Origin of the sequence: Thiohalocapsa marina (assembly GCF_008632335.1) — a bacterium.
GTDB classification, from domain to species: Bacteria; Pseudomonadota; Gammaproteobacteria; order Chromatiales; family Chromatiaceae; genus Thiohalocapsa; species Thiohalocapsa marina.
Genome location: NZ_VWXX01000023.1, coordinates 1 through 20,460, shown reverse-complemented (window position 1 = coordinate 20,460; position 20,460 = coordinate 1). Strand labels below are relative to the sequence as shown.

General features: G+C 66.2%; 20 protein-coding genes, 1 tRNA gene and 2 pseudogenes. 12 read left to right on the top strand and 11 right to left on the bottom strand.

Annotation, left to right across the window (positions count from 1 at the left end):
- Position 1: 1 nt before the first annotated feature.
- Together F2Q65_RS13280 and F2Q65_RS13275 are read left to right on the top strand one after the other, a co-directional pair.
- Complete coding sequence (locus F2Q65_RS13280; protein WP_150093897.1) at positions 2-1,099, top strand: AI-2E family transporter; 1,098 nt, start codon at positions 2-4, stop codon at positions 1,097-1,099.
- Between the two features lie 116 nt (positions 1,100-1,215).
- A complete protein-coding gene (locus F2Q65_RS13275) occupies positions 1,216-1,794 on the top strand; it encodes an NnrU family protein (protein WP_150093896.1) in 579 nt (192 codons plus the stop codon).
- A gap of 48 nt (positions 1,795-1,842) precedes the next feature.
- Here F2Q65_RS13275 and F2Q65_RS13270 read toward each other — a convergent pair whose 3' ends face one another.
- Positions 1,843-2,232 carry a nitrous oxide-stimulated promoter family protein gene (locus F2Q65_RS13270; protein ID WP_170265703.1) on the bottom strand — a complete coding sequence of 130 codons (390 nt, stop codon included), beginning with the start codon at positions 2,230-2,232 and terminating at the stop codon, positions 1,843-1,845.
- A gap of 254 nt (positions 2,233-2,486) precedes the next feature.
- Here F2Q65_RS13270 and F2Q65_RS13265 point away from each other — a divergent pair, with 254 nt between their 5' ends.
- The 4 genes from F2Q65_RS13265 to tilS all read left to right on the top strand — a co-directional run bounded on the left by F2Q65_RS13265 (position 2,487) and on the right by tilS (position 5,659).
- Complete coding sequence (locus tag F2Q65_RS13265) at positions 2,487-2,936, top strand: L,D-transpeptidase (RefSeq protein WP_170265701.1); 450 nt, start codon at positions 2,487-2,489, stop codon at positions 2,934-2,936.
- A 53-nt stretch (positions 2,937-2,989) separates the two neighbouring features.
- Positions 2,990-3,202: a hypothetical protein gene (locus F2Q65_RS13260; protein ID WP_150093893.1), complete on the top strand. Its 213-nt coding sequence runs from the start codon at positions 2,990-2,992 to the stop codon at positions 3,200-3,202.
- A 130-nt stretch (positions 3,203-3,332) separates the two neighbouring features.
- The gene (locus F2Q65_RS13255; protein WP_150093892.1) at positions 3,333-4,289 is read left to right on the top strand and encodes an acetyl-CoA carboxylase carboxyltransferase subunit alpha; all 957 of its coding nucleotides are present in this window, start codon (positions 3,333-3,335) and stop codon (positions 4,287-4,289) included.
- Positions 4,286-5,659: a tRNA lysidine(34) synthetase TilS gene (tilS, locus tag F2Q65_RS13250; RefSeq protein WP_246156213.1), complete on the top strand. Its 1,374-nt coding sequence runs from the start codon at positions 4,286-4,288 to the stop codon at positions 5,657-5,659. The genes F2Q65_RS13255 and tilS overlap by 4 nt, the downstream gene beginning before the upstream one ends.
- On the opposite strand, the gene F2Q65_RS13245 is transcribed toward tilS, so the two are convergent.
- From F2Q65_RS13245 to F2Q65_RS13235, 3 genes are read right to left on the bottom strand one after another with little or no spacing between them, the layout of a single operon-like run.
- The gene (locus F2Q65_RS13245; protein WP_150093890.1) at positions 5,649-6,839 is read right to left on the bottom strand and encodes a RuBisCO large subunit C-terminal-like domain-containing protein; all 1,191 of its coding nucleotides are present in this window, start codon (positions 6,837-6,839) and stop codon (positions 5,649-5,651) included. The two genes, tilS and F2Q65_RS13245, sit on opposite strands and share 11 nt — an antisense overlap.
- Positions 6,836-7,897, bottom strand: a complete 1,062-nt coding sequence (locus tag F2Q65_RS13240) for an ABC transporter ATP-binding protein (RefSeq protein ID WP_150093889.1) — start codon at positions 7,895-7,897, stop codon at positions 6,836-6,838. The genes F2Q65_RS13245 and F2Q65_RS13240 overlap by 4 nt, the downstream gene beginning before the upstream one ends.
- Positions 7,881-9,488, bottom strand: coding sequence for an ABC transporter permease (locus F2Q65_RS13235; protein WP_246156215.1), 1,608 nt, complete (start codon positions 9,486-9,488; stop codon positions 7,881-7,883). The genes F2Q65_RS13240 and F2Q65_RS13235 overlap by 17 nt, the downstream gene beginning before the upstream one ends.
- A 335-nt stretch (positions 9,489-9,823) precedes the next feature.
- On the opposite strand from F2Q65_RS13235, the gene F2Q65_RS13230 reads away from it, so the two are divergent.
- From F2Q65_RS13230 to F2Q65_RS13205, 6 genes and pseudogenes are all read left to right on the top strand, one after another.
- Positions 9,824-10,846 carry a glycosyltransferase family 2 protein gene (locus F2Q65_RS13230; protein WP_150093887.1) on the top strand — a complete coding sequence of 341 codons (1,023 nt, stop codon included), beginning with the start codon at positions 9,824-9,826 and terminating at the stop codon, positions 10,844-10,846.
- A gap of 29 nt (positions 10,847-10,875) precedes the next feature.
- Positions 10,876-12,462 carry an ArnT family glycosyltransferase gene (locus tag F2Q65_RS13225; protein WP_150093886.1) on the top strand — a complete coding sequence of 529 codons (1,587 nt, stop codon included), beginning with the start codon at positions 10,876-10,878 and terminating at the stop codon, positions 12,460-12,462.
- Positions 12,463-12,475: 13 nt separating this feature from the next.
- On the top strand, positions 12,476-13,384 hold the full coding sequence (locus tag F2Q65_RS13220; protein ID WP_150093885.1) for a phosphatase PAP2 family protein: 909 nt from the start codon (positions 12,476-12,478) through the stop codon (positions 13,382-13,384).
- A gap of 183 nt (positions 13,385-13,567) precedes the next feature.
- Positions 13,568-13,643: transfer RNA gene (locus F2Q65_RS13215), tRNA-Thr, on the top strand.
- Positions 13,644-13,985: 342 nt separating this feature from the next.
- Positions 13,986-14,720 (top strand): IS630 family transposase, encoded by a 735-nt coding sequence (locus F2Q65_RS20000; RefSeq protein WP_246156212.1) that lies wholly within the window; start codon positions 13,986-13,988, stop codon positions 14,718-14,720.
- Positions 14,717-15,062, top strand: a pseudogene (locus F2Q65_RS13205) (transposase); the annotation flags it as partial. The gene F2Q65_RS20000 and the pseudogene F2Q65_RS13205, both read left to right, overlap by 4 nt.
- 141 nt (positions 15,063-15,203) lie before the next feature.
- Here the strand turns inward: F2Q65_RS13205 and F2Q65_RS13200 are convergent.
- The 7 genes and pseudogenes from F2Q65_RS13200 to F2Q65_RS13170 all read right to left on the bottom strand — a co-directional run bounded on the left by F2Q65_RS13200 (position 15,204) and on the right by F2Q65_RS13170 (position 20,062).
- On the bottom strand, positions 15,204-15,437 hold the full coding sequence (locus F2Q65_RS13200; RefSeq protein WP_150093884.1) for a hypothetical protein: 234 nt from the start codon (positions 15,435-15,437) through the stop codon (positions 15,204-15,206).
- Between the two features lie 307 nt (positions 15,438-15,744).
- Positions 15,745-16,068, bottom strand: a complete 324-nt coding sequence (locus F2Q65_RS13195; RefSeq protein ID WP_150093883.1) for a hypothetical protein — start codon at positions 16,066-16,068, stop codon at positions 15,745-15,747.
- Between the two features lie 152 nt (positions 16,069-16,220).
- Positions 16,221-16,856 (bottom strand): metallophosphoesterase family protein, encoded by a 636-nt coding sequence (locus F2Q65_RS13190; RefSeq protein ID WP_150093882.1) that lies wholly within the window; start codon positions 16,854-16,856, stop codon positions 16,221-16,223.
- A gap of 241 nt (positions 16,857-17,097) precedes the next feature.
- Positions 17,098-17,337, bottom strand: a complete 240-nt coding sequence (locus tag F2Q65_RS13185; protein ID WP_150093881.1) for a helix-turn-helix transcriptional regulator — start codon at positions 17,335-17,337, stop codon at positions 17,098-17,100.
- Positions 17,338-18,088: 751 nt separating this feature from the next.
- Positions 18,089-19,076, bottom strand: a pseudogene (locus tag F2Q65_RS19995) (transposase family protein); the annotation flags it as partial.
- A gap of 301 nt (positions 19,077-19,377) precedes the next feature.
- Entirely contained in the window at positions 19,378-19,695 is a 318-nt protein-coding gene (locus tag F2Q65_RS13175; protein ID WP_150093880.1) for a helix-turn-helix domain-containing protein, read from the bottom strand.
- A complete protein-coding gene (locus F2Q65_RS13170) occupies positions 19,688-20,062 on the bottom strand; it encodes a type II toxin-antitoxin system RelE/ParE family toxin (RefSeq protein ID WP_150093879.1) in 375 nt (124 codons plus the stop codon). The genes F2Q65_RS13175 and F2Q65_RS13170 overlap by 8 nt, the downstream gene beginning before the upstream one ends.
- Positions 20,063-20,460: the final 398 nt, after the last annotated feature.

Sequence of the window (20,460 nt, the reverse complement as noted above, 5' to 3'; positions counted from 1 at the left end):
GATGCAGATCCTGACCCAGTGGTTCCGTCGTTACTTCTCGGATCCGCAGATCGTCTTTCTGGCAGTCTTCCTGCTGATCCTGTTCGCCGTGCTCGCCACCATGGGGCGCATGCTCACGCCGGTCCTGGCCAGCGTCGTCATCGCCTACCTGCTGGAGGGCATCGTCGGGCTGCTGCAGCGGCGGGGCCTGCCGCGACTGCTCAGCGTGACCGTCGTGTTCGTGCTGTTCCTGCTGTTCGTGGCGTCCGTGTTGCTTGGGGTGCTGCCGCTGGTGTCGCGCCAGGTGTCGGAACTTGTGCAGCAATTGCCGTCGATGCTGGCGGAGGGGCAGAAGGCGCTGGTGGCGTTGCCGGAGCGCTATCCGGAGCTGATCACGCTGGAACAGATCGACGAGGTCATCGGCGCCATCCGGCGTGAGATCGGCAACTTCGGACAGCAGCTGCTGTCGGTCTCCCTGTCGTCCGTGGTGGGCATCATCACCATGCTGGTCTATCTGGTGCTGATGCCGCTGCTGGTGTTCTTCTTTCTCAAGGACAAGGACCTGATCATCGCCTGGTTCCGCCGCTACCTGCCCCGGCACCGGGGCATCGCCGGGACCGTCTGGCGTGATGTGGACCGGCAGATTTCGAACTATGTGCGCGGCAAGTTCTGGGAGATCCTGATCGTCTGGGCGGTCAGCTTCGTGGCCTTCACCCTGTTCGGGCTCAATTACGCGATGCTGCTGGCGCTGCTGGTGGGGTTCTCGGTGATCATCCCGTACATCGGTGCCTCGGTGGTCACCATCCCGGTGGTGCTGATTGCCTGGTTCCAGTGGGGCTGGGGTCCGCAGTTCGTCTGGCTAACCATCACCTACCTGATCATCCAGATGCTGGACGGCAATGTTCTGGTACCCTTGCTGTTTTCCGAAGTGGTGGATCTGCATCCGGTGGCCATCATCGTCGCCATCCTGGTCTTCGGCGGCATCTGGGGCTTCTGGGGCATCTTCTTTGCCATTCCGCTGGCGACCCTGGTGCAGGCCATCCTCGGCGCCTGGCCGCGGAAGGCGCCGGATGACGCGCCCCGGGATGCGTCGGAAGACACGGTCGCGTCGCAGGCCTGAAAACCCTGCAGCCGCTGATCTATTGGGCTTCCTGATTGGAACCAGGGTCCGGACCAGGGCCAATAATCAGCACGCCACCATCCGTTATTGTTCAAAACTGAGCGGGAGATTCTTCGATGCTGCTCCTCGTCCTTGGGCTGGTCCTGTTTCTGGGCTCGCATTCCGTGTCGATCTTTGCGCCTTCCGTGCGCGCGCAGCTGGTGGGGCGCATCGGCGTGCTGCCGTGGCAGCTGCTGTATGGCGTCGTCGCGCTGGTTGGGCTGATCCTGATCGTGCAGGGCTATGCTGCGGCACGACAGGTGGCGGATCCGGTGGTGCTGTATTCGGCGCCGACCTGGATGCGGCATGTCGCCCTGTTGCTGTTGTTGCCGGTGTTTCCGCTGCTGCTGGCCACCTATCTGCCGGGCCGGATCGCGCGTGCGGCCAGGCATCCGATGCTGCTTGCGGTCAAGTTCTGGGCGCTGGCCCACCTGCTGGCAAACGGCACCCTGGCAGACGTGCTGCTGTTCGGCGGCTTCCTGGCCTGGGCGGTGGCGGATCGCATCTCGCTGAAACGGCGGGCGGGGCCGCCGGTGCCCGGTGCACCGGCGGGGCGCTGGAACGACCTGCTGGCACTGGTGCTTGGCCTTGGGATCTATGTGGCGTTCATCCTCGGCCTGCACCAGTGGCTGATGGGGGTGGCGCCGATCGGCTGACGGAGTGCGATGGGCCCTGCGCCAGCCTCTGCGCAGGCCTCGATTGCTTCAGCGCCGGCCGCGAAAGCGGTCCAGGCGCTGCAGCAGATCGAGCAGCGGATGCCGCAGGGTCAGGCGGGGGCGGGCGAAGTCCAGCACCGCGTTGATCTGCGTGCGCATGGACTTGCTGTAGCAGTCATTGTCGCATTCGTCGCAGCAGGACTTGAGCTCGCCGATGACGCAATTATCGAGTCGCTGAAGGGCGTACTGCAGCAGGTGCGTGCACTGCGCACACAGGCGCTTGCCCGTACTGTCCCCCGGACCCGAGAGCGGGGCGTGGTGATGCCGACAGTAGATGCCGAGCATCGCCTCCATGGTGCGCTTTTCACGGCGAATGCGCGGCCCGTTGTTGGGCGGTCGCAGGCGCCGAGCCCGCGCAGGTTCTGTTGGCATTTGCATGCGGGTATTATGCGGACCCGGATCAGATTTGGGTTGATGATTGTCAATTGAATCCGGCAAGAATCCATGGACCATGCTGTCACATGATCCGTCGCCTGCTGTCCGCCCTGTGTGTCGTCCCGGGTGCCGTGCTCGTGGTTGCAGGATGCGCCCAAAAGTCGGCCCTGTCGGTGCCCGAGGACAGGCCGCAGGACGCGAATGGATACCAGAATAGCCTGCAGCCTGGTGTTTCCGCGTTCGGGGCAGCAACGCCGATGCCGGAAGCGCTGCAGCCCGGTGGCGACGAGCCACCACCGGTGTCGCAGGCGGTGATCCCGCCGCCGCCGGAGCCCAGGCAACTGCCGCCGGCGGAACAGCGCCACCTGGAGCTGCATCTGGCGGCGCAGCGTTTCGTCTACTTTGAAGACGGACGGCCGGTCTGGAGCGGTCGGATCTCGTCGGGCGCCGACGCCCATCCGACTCCTCGGGGCCGGTTCCGGATCACCGCCAAGGATGCGGACAAGCGCTCGGGCAGCTACACGAATTACTTTGACCGACCCACGCCGATGCCCTATGCCATGCAGTTCCACGGCCCGTACTGGCTGCATGAGGGCTATGTCCCGCACGGTGCGGCCTCCCACGGTTGCGTGCGCCTGCGGCACGAAGACGCCCGGTTCCTGTTCGCGCGCATGCGTGTCGGTGATCCGGTCACCGTGGTTGAATGACCGGTCGCCTGGGCGATGAATGGCGACCTGCACCTGTATGATGGAGAACACTGATGTTTGCGACCAACCTGGTTTTGCTGCTGGCCTTAATCGCGATGATCGCCGGTGCCGTCTGGCTATTCCGCGACGGGGAGGGGACCGGTCCGAAGGCGCCGATTCAGTTGTACGACAACGACAAGGACAAGGACGGCGAGCGCGAAGGCGCCCAGCAGGTCCGTGTGCGCAGCGACGATGCGCAGGGTCCGGATGAATCCGGACGCGGCTGAGCCCCCTCTGATGCCCCCGGAAGCCGGCACTGGTGCGCGCAACCATTCGTGCCGGCATCTGTGCCGTCCATCGATCAGAGACAATTCCAGACTGTCCCCGCGCAGGCCGGTCGGGTAGAATTCCTGCGCCATGGATCTGAACTTTCTCCCCTTCGAACAACCCGTCGCCGAGCTCGAGGCCAAGATCGACGAGCTGCGGCACGTCGGCGATGACAACGAAATCAACATCGCCGAGGAGATCGCCCACCTCGAGACCAAGAGCCGGGCGCTCACGCAGCAGATCTTCTCCGCGCTGACACCCTGGCAGATCTCGCAGCTGTCGCGGCATCCACAGCGGCCGTATTTTCTCGATTACGTGCGCCGGGTGTTTGACGATTTCCAGGAGCTGCACGGCGATCGCGCCTTTGCCGACGACCCAGCCATTGTCGGCGGGCTGGCCCGGCTCGACGGGCGGCCCGTGATGATCATCGGCCACCAGAAGGGCCGCGATACCAAGGAGAAGATCGTCCGCAACTTCGGCATGCCTAGACCCGAAGGCTACCGCAAGGCCCTGCGGCTGATGCAAATGGCCGAGCGCTTCCGGTTGCCCATCTTCACCTTCATCGACACCCCGGGGGCCTATCCCGGCGTCGGTGCGGAGGAACGCGGCCAGAGCGAGGCCATTGCGCGCAACCTGCAGGTCATGGCCGGGTTGCGGGTGCCCATCATCGTCACCGTGACCGGGGAGGGCGGCTCCGGCGGTGCGCTGGCCATCGGCGTTGGCGACCGCTTGGTGATGCTGCAGTACAGCACCTACTCGGTGATCTCGCCGGAGGGCTGCGCGTCCATTCTCTGGAAGAGCGCCGAGAAGGCCCAGCTCGCCGCCGAGGCCATGGCGATCACCTCGGACCGGCTGTATGAGCTGGATCTGGTGGACGTGGTGGTGCCCGAGCCCCTGGGCGGTGCCCACCGCGACGTCGACACCATGGCGGCGATGCTGAAGAAGGTGCTCATCGAATGCGCCGCCGAGCTGGATCCCATCCCGCTGCCGCAACTGCTGGAGAGCCGCTACGAGGCCCTGCGCGGTTACGGTCGATTCAAGGATTGACCCGGCCGGCGGACGCCTTCTCACCGCGGGCCTTGCAGCCCATCCTGGCGCCCTGGCTGGTTTCGCCGCCGGCATCGCCAACAACGGCCCCGCGGCTGTGGGTCGCGTTCAGCGGCGGACTGGACTCCAGCGTGCTGCTGCATGCGCTGGCGGCGCTGCAGACCGAGCTGAATGGCGAGTTGGACCCCAACCGGACCTGGACCCTGCAGGCGCTGCATCTGGACCACGGTCTGCAACAGGTGGCGGCGGACTGGAGCCGCCATTGCACCCGGGTCTGCGCCGCGCTGGACATCCCGCTGACCCTGCGCAAACTCCACCTGCGACCCGTGCCCGGCGAGAGCCTGGAGGCCCTGGCCCGTGCCGCCCGCTACCGGACCTTTGCCGAGCTGCTGGCGCCGGGTGATCTGCTGGCTACGGCGCAGCATCGCGATGATCAGGCAGAGACGCTGCTGCTGGCGTTGTTGCGTGGCAGCGGCCCCCATGGTCTGGCGGCCATGCCCCTGGCTGTACCTCTGGGTGCCGGCACCCTGTTGCGGCCATTGCTCGGCTTCAGCCGCGCCAGCCTGGCGGACTATGCCCACCGCGAAGGCATCCGCTGGATCGACGACCCGAGCAACGGCGATCCCGCCTTCGACCGCAACCGGCTGCGGCAGCAGGTGATGCCCCTGCTGCGGGCGCGCTGGCCGGCGCTGGATCGGACCCTGGCCCGCTCAGCGGCCCACTGCGCCGAGGCTGCGGGGCTGCTGGATGCATTCGCCGACGACGCCCTTGCGGAACTGGCGGGCAGCCGCCCGGGAACCCTTCACATCGACGCCGTCGCGGCCCTGCCGGGGCCACGCGCCCGGCTGGTGTTGCGCCGCTGGCTCATGCGCGACGGCTTCCGCCCGCCGGGGCAACGGGTGTTGCAACGCATCATCGACGAGGTGCTGCCGGCGCGGCCGGACCGTTCGCCGTGCGTCGCCTGGCCCGGGTGCGAGGTGCGGCGCTACCGCCACGACCTGTTCGCGTTGCCGCCGTTGCCCCCGCTGCCCGAGCCTGTGCTGTGCTGGCAGGCGGGACGGTCCCTGCGGCTGCCGGATGGCCTCGGCGAGCTACAGCTCCCGCGGGCTGTTGGCCGGATGGACAGGCTGCAGGTGTGTTTTCGCCGAGAGGGTCTGCGCTGCCGCCAGGCCAACGGGCCGAGCCGGGCGCTGAAGCAGGTGTTCCAGGCCGCCGGGGTGCCGGCCTGGCTGCGTCCCTGGGTGCCACTGGTGCTCATCGACGGCCAGCTCGGCGCTGTCGCCGGCGTGAGCCAATGCGACCCGTGTCTGCAGGGGCTTCGCTGGCAGGGGCATCCGTGGGAGCGGTTCGGCCTGCTGGTCAGTGACTGACGGCGGCCTCGGCCAGGTCGCGGAAGCGGCGACAGCTACCTGCCAGATCATCGCCATGGGCATGCAGATCGCCGCCGATCAGCAGCATGCAGTCACGACCATAGAAGCGCACCAGCTCGTCGATGCGGTCCAGGCGCATGCCGCCTGCGGGCACCGGAAAGATCGGCGCCATGCCGCTGGCGCCCGCCGCGCCGTTTTCGGCTGCCGTGCCCTCCGGCGCCATGGCTTGCGTGCAGCCGCGGACGATGTCGCGACAGTCCGCCTCGGCGTAGGCAAAGCGGCCGCCGAAGTGCGGGAAGATGGCGGCATCGGCCCCGGCCAGCCGGTTCAGCAGGCCGAACAGCACCCGGTGTGACAGACCGGCCTCTGGCGACACCGCCAGACTGCCCTGGAAGGCCGGATGGCTCAGGATCGGCAGCGCCAGGGTGTCGTCGTCGGCCAGGCTACGCATGCTGTCCAGCCCCGCCAGGCCCGGGCAGAACAGCAGGCCGCCAGCCCCGGCCCCGCGGGCCAGATGCGCGCGTCGGGAGATGTCCGCGAAGGGGCCGGTGACGTTGGGCAGATACAGGGCCTGCTGCCCGGTCTCGCGGTTGGCCCGCGACACCGCCTCGGCACACCGCTGGACGCGCTCGTCGAAGCGGCAGAAGGGCTGATCCGCCAGGCCATGGTCGTCCTTGATCAGGTCGATGCCGCCCAGGGCCAGCCGGTAGGCCAGGTCCGCCAGTTGCGCCGGCGACAGGCCCATGGGCTTGATGGCCGTGCACAGCAGCGGTCGCTGGTGCACGCCCAGCCGCTCGCGCAGACCCGCGATGCCGAAGCGCGGCCCGCGATAGCGCCTGAACAGCCCGGGGGATAGCGTGAAATCCATCAGCCGCACCCCGGGCTGGATGCTGACGTTGCCGAACAGCACATTGATCAGCTGTGTCAGCTCATCGCCGGCCACCTCCAGCGGGTAGCGGATCACCGCCCGATAGACGCCCTGGTCGGCGGCCTGCAGGTCCGCGATCTCGCCGACGATCTGGCGGCGGATGGCCGCCTCCGGGATCAGTGGCTCCGGAAACTCCACAGTCTGCTCCAGACAGATGGCCCGGGCCCGCGCCTCGGCCTGTGTCGGACCCTCGGCCCGGATGTAGTAGACAGCGGCGAATCGCTCGCCGCTCAACTGCAGTGCTGATGTCATGGCCGCGGCCCTTGTTGTTGCGGAAAGACCACGAGATGGTCCGCCTGCAGCCGAACGCCGATCTCGTCGCCGATGGCGTGGCGGTGGTGGCTGGGCACCAGGCACAGCACCCGGGCGCCGCTGTCCAGGCGCAGGGTGTAGAGGAATTCCGCGCCGCGAAAGGTGCGTTCCACCACCACCGCCCGAAGCGGGCTCGACTCGTCGTAGAGCATGTCGTCCGGGCGGATCAGCACCTCTGCCGCGCTGCTGGGCGCCAGGCCGTGGGGCCGTGCGCCGGCGATATTGCCCAGCTCGGTGCGAACCTGGATCGTGTCGAGGACCGTGGCCGGCAAGAGCACCCCCTGGCCGATGAAATCCGCCACGAAGCGGTCCGCCGGCTCGTGGTAGAGGCCGAAGCCGGTGCCCCACTGGCGAACCTCGCCCTGTCCCAGCACACCGATGAGATCGGCCATGGCAAATGCCTCGAGCTGGTCGTGGGTGACCAGGATCGCGGTGACGCCCTCGCGCTTGAGCAGGTCGCGCACCTCTCGCGCCAGCTGTTCGCGCAGTTCCGCATCCATGCTGGAGAAGGGTTCGTCCAGCAGCAGGATCTCCGGTCTCGGCGCCAGCGCGCGGGCCAGGGCCACGCGCTGCTGCATGCCGCCGGAGAGTTCGTGCGGATACTGCCGGGCCGCGTGGCGCAGGCCGACCAGGTCCAGCAACCCGTCCACGCGCGTGTGGCGTTCCCGCGCCGACAGGCCGCGCAGCCCGAAACCCACGTTCCGGGCCACCGACAGGTGCGGAAACAGGGCAAAGTCCTGAAACACCATGCCGATGCGCCGCCGCTCCGGCGGCACCGTCATGCCCGGCCGCGACACCTGCTGGCCGTGCAGCAGGATCTGGCCCCGGCTGACCGCCTCGAACCCGGCGATGGCCCGCAGCAGCGTGGTCTTGCCGCAGCCGCTGGGGCCGAGCAGACAACCGATGCTGCCTGTCTCGAGTACGAAACTGACATCCCGCACCACGGGGGTGTCGCCGTAGGCGACGCTGACGTCGAGGACCTCAAGCTGATTGGACATGACGGGAGCGGGTAATGGAGCGGCTGAGCAGGATCACGGGGAGCAGACCGGCGGCGACGATGCTCAGGGCCGCCGGTCCCGAGTCGGCCAGGCGTTCGTCGGCGGCCAGTTCGTAGGCACGCACGGCCAAGGTGTTGAAGTTGAACGGGCGCAGGATCAGGGTGGCCGGCAATTCCTTCAGCACGTCCACGAACACCAGCAGCAGCGCCGTCAGCAGGCTGCCGCGCAGCATCGGCACATGGATGCGGCGCAGCACCTGACCCGGCGACAGGCCCATGGAGCGTCCGGCCTCGTCCATGGACGGGCGGATCTTGCCCAGCCCGGACTCCACGGTCTGCAGCGACACGGCGAGAAACCGCACCAGGTAGGCGAACACCAGGGCCACCAGGGTGCCGCTGAGCAGCAGCCCGGTGGAGAGACCGAAGCTGGCGCGCATCCAGGTGTCGACGCTGTTGTCGATCCAGGCGAACGGAATCAGCACGCCGACGGCGATCACGGTGCCGGGCACGGCATAGCCCATGCCGGCAATCCGCACCGCGGCCCCCACCCGGCGCGATGGCGACAGGCGCCGGCCATAGCCCAGGACCAGGGCCAGCAGCAAGGCCACCAGGGCGGCACCGGCGGCCAGAGCCAGGCTATTCAGCGCCAGGGTGAGGAATGCGGCGTCGAAGCTGGTGCGGGCCACGGTCAGGCTCCACCAGCCCAGCTGTGTTGCCGGCAACAGGAAGCCGAACAGCAGCGGCAGCAGGCAGAAGCCGAACGCCAGTGCTGCGCGCCAGCCGGTCAGGGACAGGCGGCGGATGGACGACTCGCGCTGGCTGGTGTGGTGGTAGCGGGCGTCGCGTCGAGACCAGCGCTCGAGCAGGATCAGCGCAAACACGAAGCCCAGCAACAGCGCGGAGAGCTGGGCCGCGGCGGCGGCATTGCCCAGGCCGAACCAGGTGCGGAAGATGCCGGTGGTGAAGGTGGACACGCCGAAATACTGCACGGTGCCGTAATCGGCCAGGGTCTCCATCAGCGCCAGCGACAGGCCGGCGACGATGGCCGGACGCGCCAGGGGCAGGGCCACGGCAAAAAAGGTCCGCCAGGGACCGTTGCCCAGCGTGCGGCTGACGTCCAGCACGCACAGCGACTGGCTGAGAAAGGCCGCCCGCGACAGCAGGTAGACGTAGGGGTAGAGCACCAGCGACAGCATGACCGCCGCGCCGGGTAGCGAGCGGATCTCCGGGAACCAGTAGTCGCCGTAGCCCCAGCCGGTGAGGTCGCGCAGGGTCGTCTGCAGCGGCCCGGCGTAGTCGAGCATGCCGGTGTAGGTGTAGGCGATGATGTAGGCCGGCATGGCCATGGGCAGCAGCAGTGCCCACTCGAACAGCCCGCGACCGGGAAAGCGGCACATGCTGACCAGCCAGGCGGTGCCGACCCCGCCCACTAGGGTACCGCCTGCGACGCCCAGCATCAGCAGCAGCGAGTTGGTGACATAGTCCGGCAGCACCGTGTCCGCTAGGTGGCGCCAGACATCGCCCGCGGGCACGAAGACGAACCCCACCACCACCAGCACCGGCAGCGACAGCAACAGCGCGATGCCGAGCACGCTCCAGTCCCACCAGGCGCGCGATCGGCGGCCGGGGTTGGCGCCGGTTTGATCAGCGGTCTGGTCGCCGGGCCGGTAGCGGGCCGGGTCGGGGTGCAGAGCGCCGGACTGAGTGGTCGGGGTGGAGGCAGTCAAGCCGCGAAAACCGAGGTTACATTTGTAAACCGCGTATTGAACCATGAACCGGCGGTTTGCGGTACGGCGCTTCCTGTCGCGCGCACAAGGATTTAAGATGTCGCCTTTCCAGCCTGTCGTCCAGCCTGTCGTCCAGCCGGGCTCCAACCTGATACCTATCCGCCGGCTCCGACAACCCAAGCCGTACGCCGTCAACTTCGATGCCAAACTCCCCCGATCCGCTGTCACCCGCCGACGATCCGCGCTCCCTGTCGATCGTGATCCCGATGTACCAGGAGGTCGACAACGTCGAACCCTTGTTGTCGCGGGTGCACGAAGCCTTGGCGGGCTATAACGCGCCCTGGGAGCTGATCCTGATCGACGACGGGAGTCGCGACGGCACCGGGCCGCGGCTGGTGCAGCAGGCGGAACGCCACGGCCCGCACGTGCGGGTGATCCGCTTTCGGCGCAATTTCGGTCAGACCGCGGCCATGCAGGCCGGCTTCGATGCGGCCCGCGGCCGGCTCATCGCCACCCTGGACGGCGATCTGCAGAACGACCCGGCGGACATCCCGCGCATGGTGGACGAGCTGCTGGAGCGCGACCTGGACCTGCTGCAGGGCTGGCGCAAGGACCGCCAGGACGCACTGCTGCTGCGCAAGATTCCCTCGCGCATCGCCAACCGGCTCATCGGCCGGGTCACCGGCGTCGATCTGCACGACTACGGCTGCAGCCTGAAGATCTACCGCAGCGAGGTCATCAAGGAGGTGCGCCTGTTCGGCGAGATGCACCGCTTCATCCCGGTCTGGGTGGCCGGGGTGACGGCACCGGAGCGCATGGGCGAGACCGTGGTGCAGCACCGGGCCCGTGCGTTCGGCAGCTCGAAGTATGGCATCTCGCGCACCTTCCGCGTGCTGCTTGATCTGCTGGCGGCCTTCTATTTCCTGCGCTTCGGCGCCCGGCCCGGACACTTCTTCGGCTCCATCGGCCTGGTCTTCGGCATGCTCGGTGCGCTGATGATGAGCTGGCTGATGGCGGTGAAGTTTGTGCTGGGAGAGGACATCGGTCAGCGTCCGTTGCTGTTCGTCGCCATCCTGTTTCTGGTGGTGTCGATCCAGTTGCTCACCACCGGCGTGCTGGCCGAGGTGATGTCCCGGACGCTGTTCGCCTCTGGCGAGCGCACGCACCATTGCATCTGCTGGCAGAGCGATCCGCAGCAAGCCGGCTGGATGTCGGCGACGTGACGGCGCCGGCCCCGATGGAGCGGCCCGCAATGCCGCGCTCCGCTGTCACCGCGCTGCTGACGTCGCCCTGGTTCCTGGTGGCCGTGGTGTGGCTGGCCTTCTTCTGGCAACTGGGTGCGGTGCCGTTGTACGACCTCGACGAAGGGGCCTTCACCGAGGCCACCCGCGAGATGCTCGACAGCGGCAACTTCATCACGCCCCACCGCGACGGCGAGCCGCGCTACGACAAACCGGTGCTGATCTACTGGCTGCAGGCGGCCTCGGTCTCCGTGCTGGGCCTGAACGAATTCGCGCTGCGGCTGCCGTCGGCCATTGCCGCGACGGCCTGGCTGCTGGCGTTGTGGGGGTTCGTGCGGCAACGCCTGGATGTGACCACCGCCACCGTGGCCGGACTGGTCATGGCGCTGGCGTTGCAGGTGAGCATCATCGCCAAGGGTGCGGTGGCAGATGCGCTGCTCAATCTGTTCATCGCGCTGGCCTTCTTCGACATCTACCGCTACCGGCTGAAGCCCGCCCGAGGCACCCTGCTGCGGGTCTACCTGTGGCTGGGGCTGGGCTTTCTCACCAAGGGGCCGGTGGCGGTCTTCTTTCCGCTGGTGGTCAGCCTGCTGTATTTCGCGTCCTGCCGCGACCTGCGCACCTGGGGCAGGGCGGTGTTTGCGCCTCTGGGCTGGCTGGTGTTTCTGGCGGTTGCCGGTCCCTGGTATCTGGCGATCCTGCTGGACGACGGCGTCGGTTTCTTCCGCAGCTTTTTCCTTGATCACAATCTGGGGCGCTATGGCGGCGTCAAGCATGGGCATGCGGGCTTTCCGGGCTACTACCTGGTCATGCTGCCGGTGGTGCTGCTGCCCTTCACCGGCTGGTTCCTGCGGCTGCTGCCAGCCGGGCGGCGCCTGTGGGCGGATGCGCTGGACCGCTTCCTGGTGCTCTGGTTCGTGACGGTGTTCGTGTTCTTTTCCTTTTCCGACACCAAGCTGCCGCACTACCTGGTCTACGGCATCACGCCGCTGTTCATCCTGATGGCGCGGCATCGGGCGCTGCTGGTGAACCGCTGGCTGGCGCTGCTGCCGCCGATGCTGTTCATGGCGCTGCTGGTGGCGCTGCCGGACCTGTTGCCGCTGTTCCAGGCCCAGGCCGAGCGGCTGCATGAGCAGGCGCTGTTTGCCACGGGCAGCCAGGTGCTGGACGCGCGCTACCGTGTCGCTACCTGGCTGGGTTTGCTGGCGCTGCTGGGGCTGTTGCTGTGGCGTCGGCCGCCGCCTTGGGAACGGCTGGTGCTGGCCGGTGTGATCCAGTCGCTGGTGGTCTTCGGCGTGCTGGTGCCGCGGGTATTTCAGGTGATGCAGGCGCCGGTCAAGGAAGCGGCCCTGGTGGCGCGCGAGCTGGATCTGCCGACGGTGGTGTACCAGACCAGCATGCCCAGCTTCAGCGTCTATCGCCAGGCCATCACGCCGCAGGTTGCTATGCCGCAGCCGGGGCAGCTGGTGTTCCTGCGCATCGACAAGCTGGAGCGTCTGGAGCGTCAGGTTGCGCAGTCAGGGGGCGTGCAATTGCTTCAGCGCTACCGCCGCGGACCAGTGGCGCTGGTCCAGGTGGTCGTGGACAACGGGGGCTGAGATGCCAGCTGACATGCCCCGTGAAGTCTCCGGTGGAGTGTCTGGCAAGGCGACTGGCGGTCTTTTGGGTCGTCTGCGAGACGATCTGAGCGAGGCCCTGGTGGCCGGTGCCGCCCGCACCCCCGCGGTGTCGCCCGGCGGTACCCTCTGGCTGACGCGCTGGGCCGTCGCCGTCGCGGCTGCCGGACTGAGCCTGTACCTGCTGGTGGGCTATCACGCCGGCTTCAGCCAGCTGAACAGTGCCGCGGCTCTCGCCCCGGACTGGCTCTGGGCGTGCCTCACCGTGCTTGGCGACGAACGCGTCGCCTTTGCGCTGGCACTGTTGCTGGCCCGACGCTGGCCGCGGGTGTTCTGGGCGCTGATCTGTGCCGCGCTGGTGGCCACGGCCTATTCCCGCGGCCTGAAACCGCTTTTCGATGCCGCACGGCCGCCGGCGGTCCTGTCCGCAGAGGCCTTCAACCTGATCGGTCCCGGACACAAGCGCCACAGCTTCCCCTCCGGGCACAGCGTGACGGCGGCAGTGTTCTTTGCCGTGCTGGTCTATTACGCCCGCACGGTGCGCTGGCGGACGCTGTTCCTGCTGCTTGGGGTGGCCGCCGGTCTGAGCCGCGTGGCGGTGGGCGTGCATTGGCCGGTCGACGTGGCCGCCGGGCTGGCCGGCGGCATCGCCGCCGCCTGGGTCGGCACCTGGCTCGCCCGGAAAAGCCCCTGGGGCGTGCTGGACGCAAGCGTGCATCTGGCGTTTGTGGTCGTGGCCGCGGTCATGGCCCTATCCCTCTGGCACGACAATGGTGGCTACGCAGAGGCCACCCTGTTCCTGCAGGCCCTGTCCGTGGTCGCCCTCGGATATGCCGCACTGGCCTACCTGCTGTGGCCGCTGTGGCGGGCCATGCGCCAGCAGCCAGCGGTGAGCAGTTACTAGCCGCCGGTTAGCAGTAAGCCGTCGCTATGGCACCGGCAGCCAGCCCAGGTCTGAGCGCTGAGCGCCTATCTTTTGCCGCGCCTGACGGGCAAATCACCGACTGGCCATTGAGCCGCACCAAGCCCTGGATTATCATGATTTCACAAGCTCGGTCGGGACCAGGCCTCCAGTCCCGACCACCACGCTGGCGTAGCTCAGTTGGCAGAGCAACTGATTTGTAATCAGTAGGTCGTCGGTTCGAATCCGTCCGCCAGCTCCATTAAAAACAACGGCTTAGCTCTAAAAAGGCTAAGCCGTTTCTCGTTGAGGGTCCTTCGGGGTAACGCTGGGGGTAACATTTCGGCAGCGTTAGCGGCCCTGTCGGCGGGCTTTCCCGTTACCGTTTCGCGACGAAAGGCCAGGCTGATCGCAAAAAAAAACTGGCGCTGGGTCTGTCGATTGGCGATGGACAGGCGTGGCGTTCGGGAGCTAATCAGGGTGCTACGCCGCGCTTGTGCGTCTAGCTCGCTAGTGCAGCACTGTTAAAATCCTGAGACCATTTCGAGGTTCCTGTATTATCATTCTGATCAGCATTGATTCACTGATCAGAGGATTTTCGCTGATGCCGCTTTGCACTGCCGCTCCTGTGTTCGTTTCAGACCATGATCGCGCAGCCCTGCAAGCGCTGGTGCGCCAACACAGTGCGCCGCAAGCACTGGTGATGCGTGCACAGATCATTCTGCTGGCCGATCGCGGCGTCGGTGTGCGTCCAACCGCTGAGCGCCTGGGCATTGGGCGAGCGACGGTGCAGCGTTGGCGCCGGCGTTGGTCGCGCGCCTCGGCGAGGGAGTCGGCCCTGGAGCGGTTGGTTGACGCACCACGCCCAGGCACGCCGGCAACGTTCTCGCCAGAGCAGATCTGCGCGATCCTGGCGCTGGCCTGCGAGCCGCCCGAGCGCGACGGGCGTGCGCTGACGCACTGGACCCACGCCGAGCTGGCCGCCGAGGCGATCGCCCGCGGCATCGTCACCTCGATCTCGCCGGACTCGATCGGACGCTTCCTGCGCGAGGCAGACCTCAAGCCGCACCGGGTGCGCGGCTGGATCAACACACCGCGCGACGCGCAGTTTGATGAGAAGTGCCGGGATGTTTGCGAGACTTACCGCTTGGCACCCGAGCGCGCCGCGGCTGGCATCGAGACACGCAGCATCGATGAGATGACCGGGGTGCAGGCGCTCGAGCGTGCGGCCGCGACCTTGCCGCTGCGCCCTGGGCGGATTGAACGGCGCGCGTTCGAATACATTCGCCATGGCACCCTGACGCTGATCGCCGCCTTCGATGTGGCGAGCGGAAAGTGACCTACCACCTCGGTCCCACACGCACCGAACAAGACTTCGCGCAGTGGCTGAGCGCTCTGCTGGCCCAGCGCAGCGCCACCACTGGCTGGCACCTGATCATGGACAACCTCAACATGCATTGCTCCGAGGCCGTCGTGCGCCGCGTTGCCGAGGCCTGCGGGCTCGCCATGGATCTCGGCATCAAGGGCAAGCACGGCATCCTGAAGTCCATGGCCACCCGCGAGCGCTTCCTGCGTGATCCCAGCCACCGCAACGTCTTCCACTTCACCCCCAAGCATGCCTCGTGGCTGAACCAGATCGAGATGTGGTTCTCGATCCTGGCGCGCAAAGTCATCCGTCGAGGCAACTTCAGCTCGGTCGATGATCTGCGAGCGAAGATCACCGCCTTCATCGATGTCTTCAACGAAACCCTGGCTAAGCCGTTTCGGTGGACCTATACCGGAAAACCGCTGGCTGCCTGAGTCAAAACCGGTATCAGGTTTTTCAAAGTGCTGCACTAGGGTGTTCGATCCGGTGGTGGTTGTCAAAATTACCGAGCATGGGGTTCAAGCGCCCAGGGGTGCAGACGATCAGCTCGGCGCCCGGTGCCGGCTCGGCGTACTCCTCTGACTGCAACCGATAGTCGGCCGTTGCGCCGCGAACCGTCGAGAACTGGCCCGGGAAGTCGGCGGCAGCCTTCGCAATCCGCTCTAGATTCTCAGCCTGCTTGTTGGTCAAGGCGCGCGGCAGGGCGTCCAGCAGGATCTGGGCGCCGCTACAGCTCTTGCCTGACTTGGTCGGTGCGGCGACGAAGATGCTCAGCTGGCCAACCCAACGCCGCCGGAGACTAAGATCTGAGCGCGACGTGGATGGACGCGAAGCCGTTGCTCATGGATCGCAAGCCAAGCCTCAAAGCGCTGAAACAACTCTGGGGATTCTCCAGCCTGTAACGACCGATATCCTAGGCGATTTAGGAAGTGCTTACGAGCGACCCCACCATCGAATCGGGGCTCGTTCGGGGCGATCGAACAGTAATACTTCATAGTCATGCCCAGAATTGCACCATACGAATCTGAGTCAGATGTTCTTGAAATATCGAACACTGGAACAAATGCACAGAATTTAGATGGCGCAAAGAGCCCGACCGATGATCGTAAACGAAATAAGTCGGATAGGCTGTCGGAGCGGGACGCGGCAAGCCGCGCGCCTGCATCTGCGCGACCAGCCAGTCATAGGCGATCAGATTTCTATCGAACAGACCTTCCTCCATCAGCCAGGAGTCCGCATGCTCCAGAGGGTAGGAGATGAACACACCGCGATCGAGCAGCATGTCGTAGATACACATGGGCTGGATAGTGTAGAGACGCATGTGGTTCCTTATCAGTGGGGTGATTGGACGCGAGGGCGTGCCCCGCCGGGCCGATTGCAAGGCCCGCACGCGGGTGTCGTCTGGGGCGCAGCGCTGACGTAACGCCGCACGCCAGGCCAGCCAGGTGCGACTCTGCAGGCGAGAAGACGTTCTTACTGAACGTCGTCGACCTCCAGCGGCAGGGCAGTGAGTGTGCCGCTCCTGAAGGCGCCGGTGTCGATGCCGATGCGGTGGTTCGTCCGCTCGATCCTGAAGTCCTTCGTGATGCTATGGCCATGCACGACGATATAGGGCAGTCCGTGGTCCCGGCTCAGGAAGGGCTCGCGGATCCAGATCAGGTCCTGCTCATGCTGCGCCTCGAGTGGCACTCCCGGACGCACGCCGGCATGGACGAACAGATAGGGTCCGCGAATGGCATACAAGGGGAGTGCCTCGAACCAGGCCCGGTGTTCGCGCGCGAAGGGCAGCAGAGCCAGGTCGCCCCCGTTCCAGAGCCAGAGATCGAGGGTGTGCTCATCCGGATCGGGGTCGATCACCACATCGAGCAACATGTCCTCATGGTTGCCGCGCAACACGGTGACTCCGGCCAGGCCATGGGCATCGGGATCCGCCTGCAGGGCGAAAACCTGCTCGAGCACGGCCTGATCGCCGCCGGCCTCCGGGGCCCGATCGACGAGATCGCCGAGAAAGATCAGTTCTGCACCGGAGCCGAGCCAGGGTTCCAGCGTCTCCTGCAGCAGGTGGGCGCAACCGTGAACGTCACCGATGGCAACAATGGTTCGGGGCATGCTGACTCCTTGATGAGCGATGCGTGTTTGTGAGCATTGAACGTCCGCTTGTAGACATTCGGTGCGTCATGGGGTGTCGCTGGCGATCATGCTGGATGCCTTGCGGCAGGATGCGCCGCATCCGGCAGGGCCGTCCTGGTTTCGATCGTCCCCGACCGCATTGCTATTCAACCACTCTGATGCGTCAGTTTCTGTCGCGCATGGGCCGCGGCAGCGATCGCTGCGCCTTCGCGCGCAGGGGTCACGCGGCATCACGCTTGTGCTGGCCGGCGGAGTGCAGGGCCGCGAGGTACTCGCCGCGGCGCCAATAGCGCCTGCGCTTGATGACGATCGGCTGGGGGATGATGCCCTTGCGCAGCCATCGCCAGAGCGTCATGTCGGAGATGCCGCCGGCCAGGCGACGGGCCTCGGCGGCGGTAATGAGCGCGTCGCCCTCAACGGCGTTGGCGGGCAAAGCCGTTCGATGCGGGTCGGTCGTCATGTTGCGTACCTCGTTGAAAAAGATACGAACATGGTACGGGAGCGTTTCTGCCGTTTTCGGCGGAATGCGAGGCCTATGGATGAGCTTTCGACGAAAAATTGCTTTTTTGCAGGGAGGGGGTCGAATCGATCTTCCGCCATGCCCCGGGGCCGGAAATCCGGAGTCCGGCAGTCGCTGCTGCCGGTTGCGTTCGGGGCGTCTTGGCGGTACCGCGAGCGCCCATGTCCGATACCTGTAGCGGCCTGCAAACATTCGCCCCCCGACCTGCAAACATCGCCATTTCCGGCTCGGATTATCTGCAAACACCCGAATGCCAGGGATGCCACCCCCATCAGACCGGCAACCCGGCTGCGAGCAGCTGCGCATGCAGCTCCTGGGTCCGCCCCGGCGCCAACTGGCCATGCAGGAAGGCGCGCACCTCCGCCGGTCGCACGTTGAACAGCTCGGCCAGGGCGCGGGCGCTGTAGCCGTTCCTGGTCAGGGTCGCCTCCAGGGCATCGAGGTCCGCGGCCAGCACGTTGTCGATGATCTCCACGGTGATCGGATGTGCGCCCACTTCGTACCCGGCCTCGAAGGCGAGGGTCAGGGATTGCTCGATCTCCAACGGCGTTGCGAGCGCGCCCGCCCGCCAGGCGGTCGACGGCCTCGTCGGTGAGGATCTCGGTGCCGTCGTCCTTGGTGCATTGCGCGAGCAGCCAGTCGATGTAGGCGCGCTCTTGGCCCTTGATGCCTTCGAGGGTGAACAGCGCGGTGCGTGCGGCTCGGAACGGTGCTGCATGCCGTTGTAGTGGACCAGGAAGCGCAGCAGCCAGTCGTTCGCCTCGTCCTCGGTCTCCGGCTCGTGCAGGTGGTAGAGGGGCTCGTGCATCTCCTTGACGGTGCGGAACGGCCGCTCGACCTTACCCTTGCTGCGCGCCGTCGTTCGGCGCCCGTCGCTGCCCCGCGGCATGTGCCGGCGCACCTCGATGCCGAGGTAGTCCATCACCTTGTTGAACACCAGGCTGCGAGCGATGGGGCCGTTGTCCATGTAGATGATCCGCGGCCGACCCTGCAGGGGCAGCTCTTCAACGGACTTCGGTGCCATGGCGTTGAACAGGAAGCGCAACGCCGCCTCGACATCCTCGCCGTAGACGCCGTGGTACTCCTGGTAGGCCATGCCGCTGCGGTCATCGACCACGCTGTAGAGCATCAACAGCGGATGGCCGCGGCCTGCCTCGAACCAGGCCGGGCGCTTGACGTGCTTGAGGTCCGACGGGCGCAGATCGAAGTGCCAGCAGTCGTTGCTGCGCCCGGCCTGGAAGCGCACCGCCGGCGGCTCCCGGCGCAGGGTCCGATGATCGACGCCCCAGAGCTTGAGGGAGCGGTTGACGGTGCTGCGCGCGAGCACACCGGTCGGTGCCCGCAGCAGGCCGTCCGGGGTCTCGATCCCGTGCTCTTCCAGAAGGCGAATCGCCTCGGGCGTGGACAGGTGGCGTCCCTTCTTAATTGGTGGTGCGGACCTTCAGCGCGGCGATGACCTCGCAGTAGCGCTCCATCTGCGCCGGCGCCATCACCCGCGGCTGCCCACGGTCGGCGCGGTGGAAGGCCTTCGGCCGCGCACGCTCGCGCAACGCCCGATAGACCGAGCTTTCCGACAGGCCGTAGAACTCGGCGGTCTCGCGCATCAATGCCCGCCGCTCGGCGCTGCGCGGGGTGAGTCCGTCGAGCACCGGCCGCTCGGCCTTGGCGCCGCTGACCACCTCTTGGAGCACCTTCTCGCAACCGGCCTGGCGCAGGGCATCGACCTGCAGGTCGACGCTCTGCTCCCGCGTGCTGACGCGCGCCTAGCCGATCTGCATCACCTCTCCGGCGATCATTTGGTTCGACGTACTCGACGGAGTTTAGGAAATCCGGACCTTGATTGCTAGAACGGGTTTTTCGGACTGGGCAGCACGACTCCTTGGCCTACCTGGAGGGCCTGAGAGATCAGTCCGGGAAAACGTTCGTTTTTTCGAACTGACAAGCGCAGGAGCCAGCGCTTCTCCACTGGGCCTTGGGCACTCAGGCGATCGCTTGAATTCCCTTCTTGTCGATGACGGTCAGGAGTCGAAGTGCTGGCCCGCCGGGACGCTTCACCCCTCGCTCCCAGTCCGAGACCAGATTCTTGCTCACGTTGAGATAACGGGCGAAGACCGGCTGAGAAAGATGCTCGCGCTCGCGCAGAGCGCGGATGGCTTCGGGAGAAAGGGATTCGACCGGCGTCAGGCAGGCATCGTCGAACTGGCGCATGGTCTGCTTGTCGATGGCGCCCACCTCATGGAGGGCCTCCATGGTTTCGTGGATTGAGGCCATCGCATCGCTACGATACTGTTTAGCCATCGTGTTCAACCTCCGTAAATTGTCCGTTCTGGATCAGCGCGCAGAGTTGCTCCTCCGTCATCTCAAGGACGTGCTGCGCCGCCTTCTTGAATTCGGCGACTTCCTCGTCGCTGACGTTGGTCTGCTGGCTCTTGGCGAACCCGTAGACGAAGAAGGCTCGATGACTCTGGCGATACAAGATCAAGGTCCGGTAGCCTCCCGAGCGACCTTGCCCGGGACGAGCAACGCGCTGTTTGATGACGCCTCCACCGAGATCGGCATCGATCAGACCCTGTTCTGCGCGACGGATCGCTTCGCATAACATCCCATCCTGGATCTTCTGTTTTCGCGCGAAGCGCTCGAACCAAGCGTTCTTGAAGATCCTCACGTGCCCTTGCGCTCCAACTTTATATAACACTAAGTGTTATACACATAGGTCGTCGAAGTCAAGGCGGTAGGACCCCGGCATCAACCCGCCGGTCGATTGGCAAATAATCTGGGCCGACCCGCATGTTTGCAGGCTATTGGCAGCTAATCTGGGCCGTTGGCGAAACAATGTGGGCCGGAAGCCCCAGATATTGTCAGCGAATTCGGGCCAGCATCGGCGATGTTTGCAGGTCTGACGGCCGATGTTTGCGAGCCGTTACAGCTAGCGACCTCCTGGCACCTGCCACTTTCCCTCCTGGCCAGGCGACGCCCCGCGTTCATCCCCCCACCCACGCATCCACCCGACCGCGGGCTGATCAGGGATTCGAACCCAAGCGAGTCCGTCCGAGGCAGCGGCCC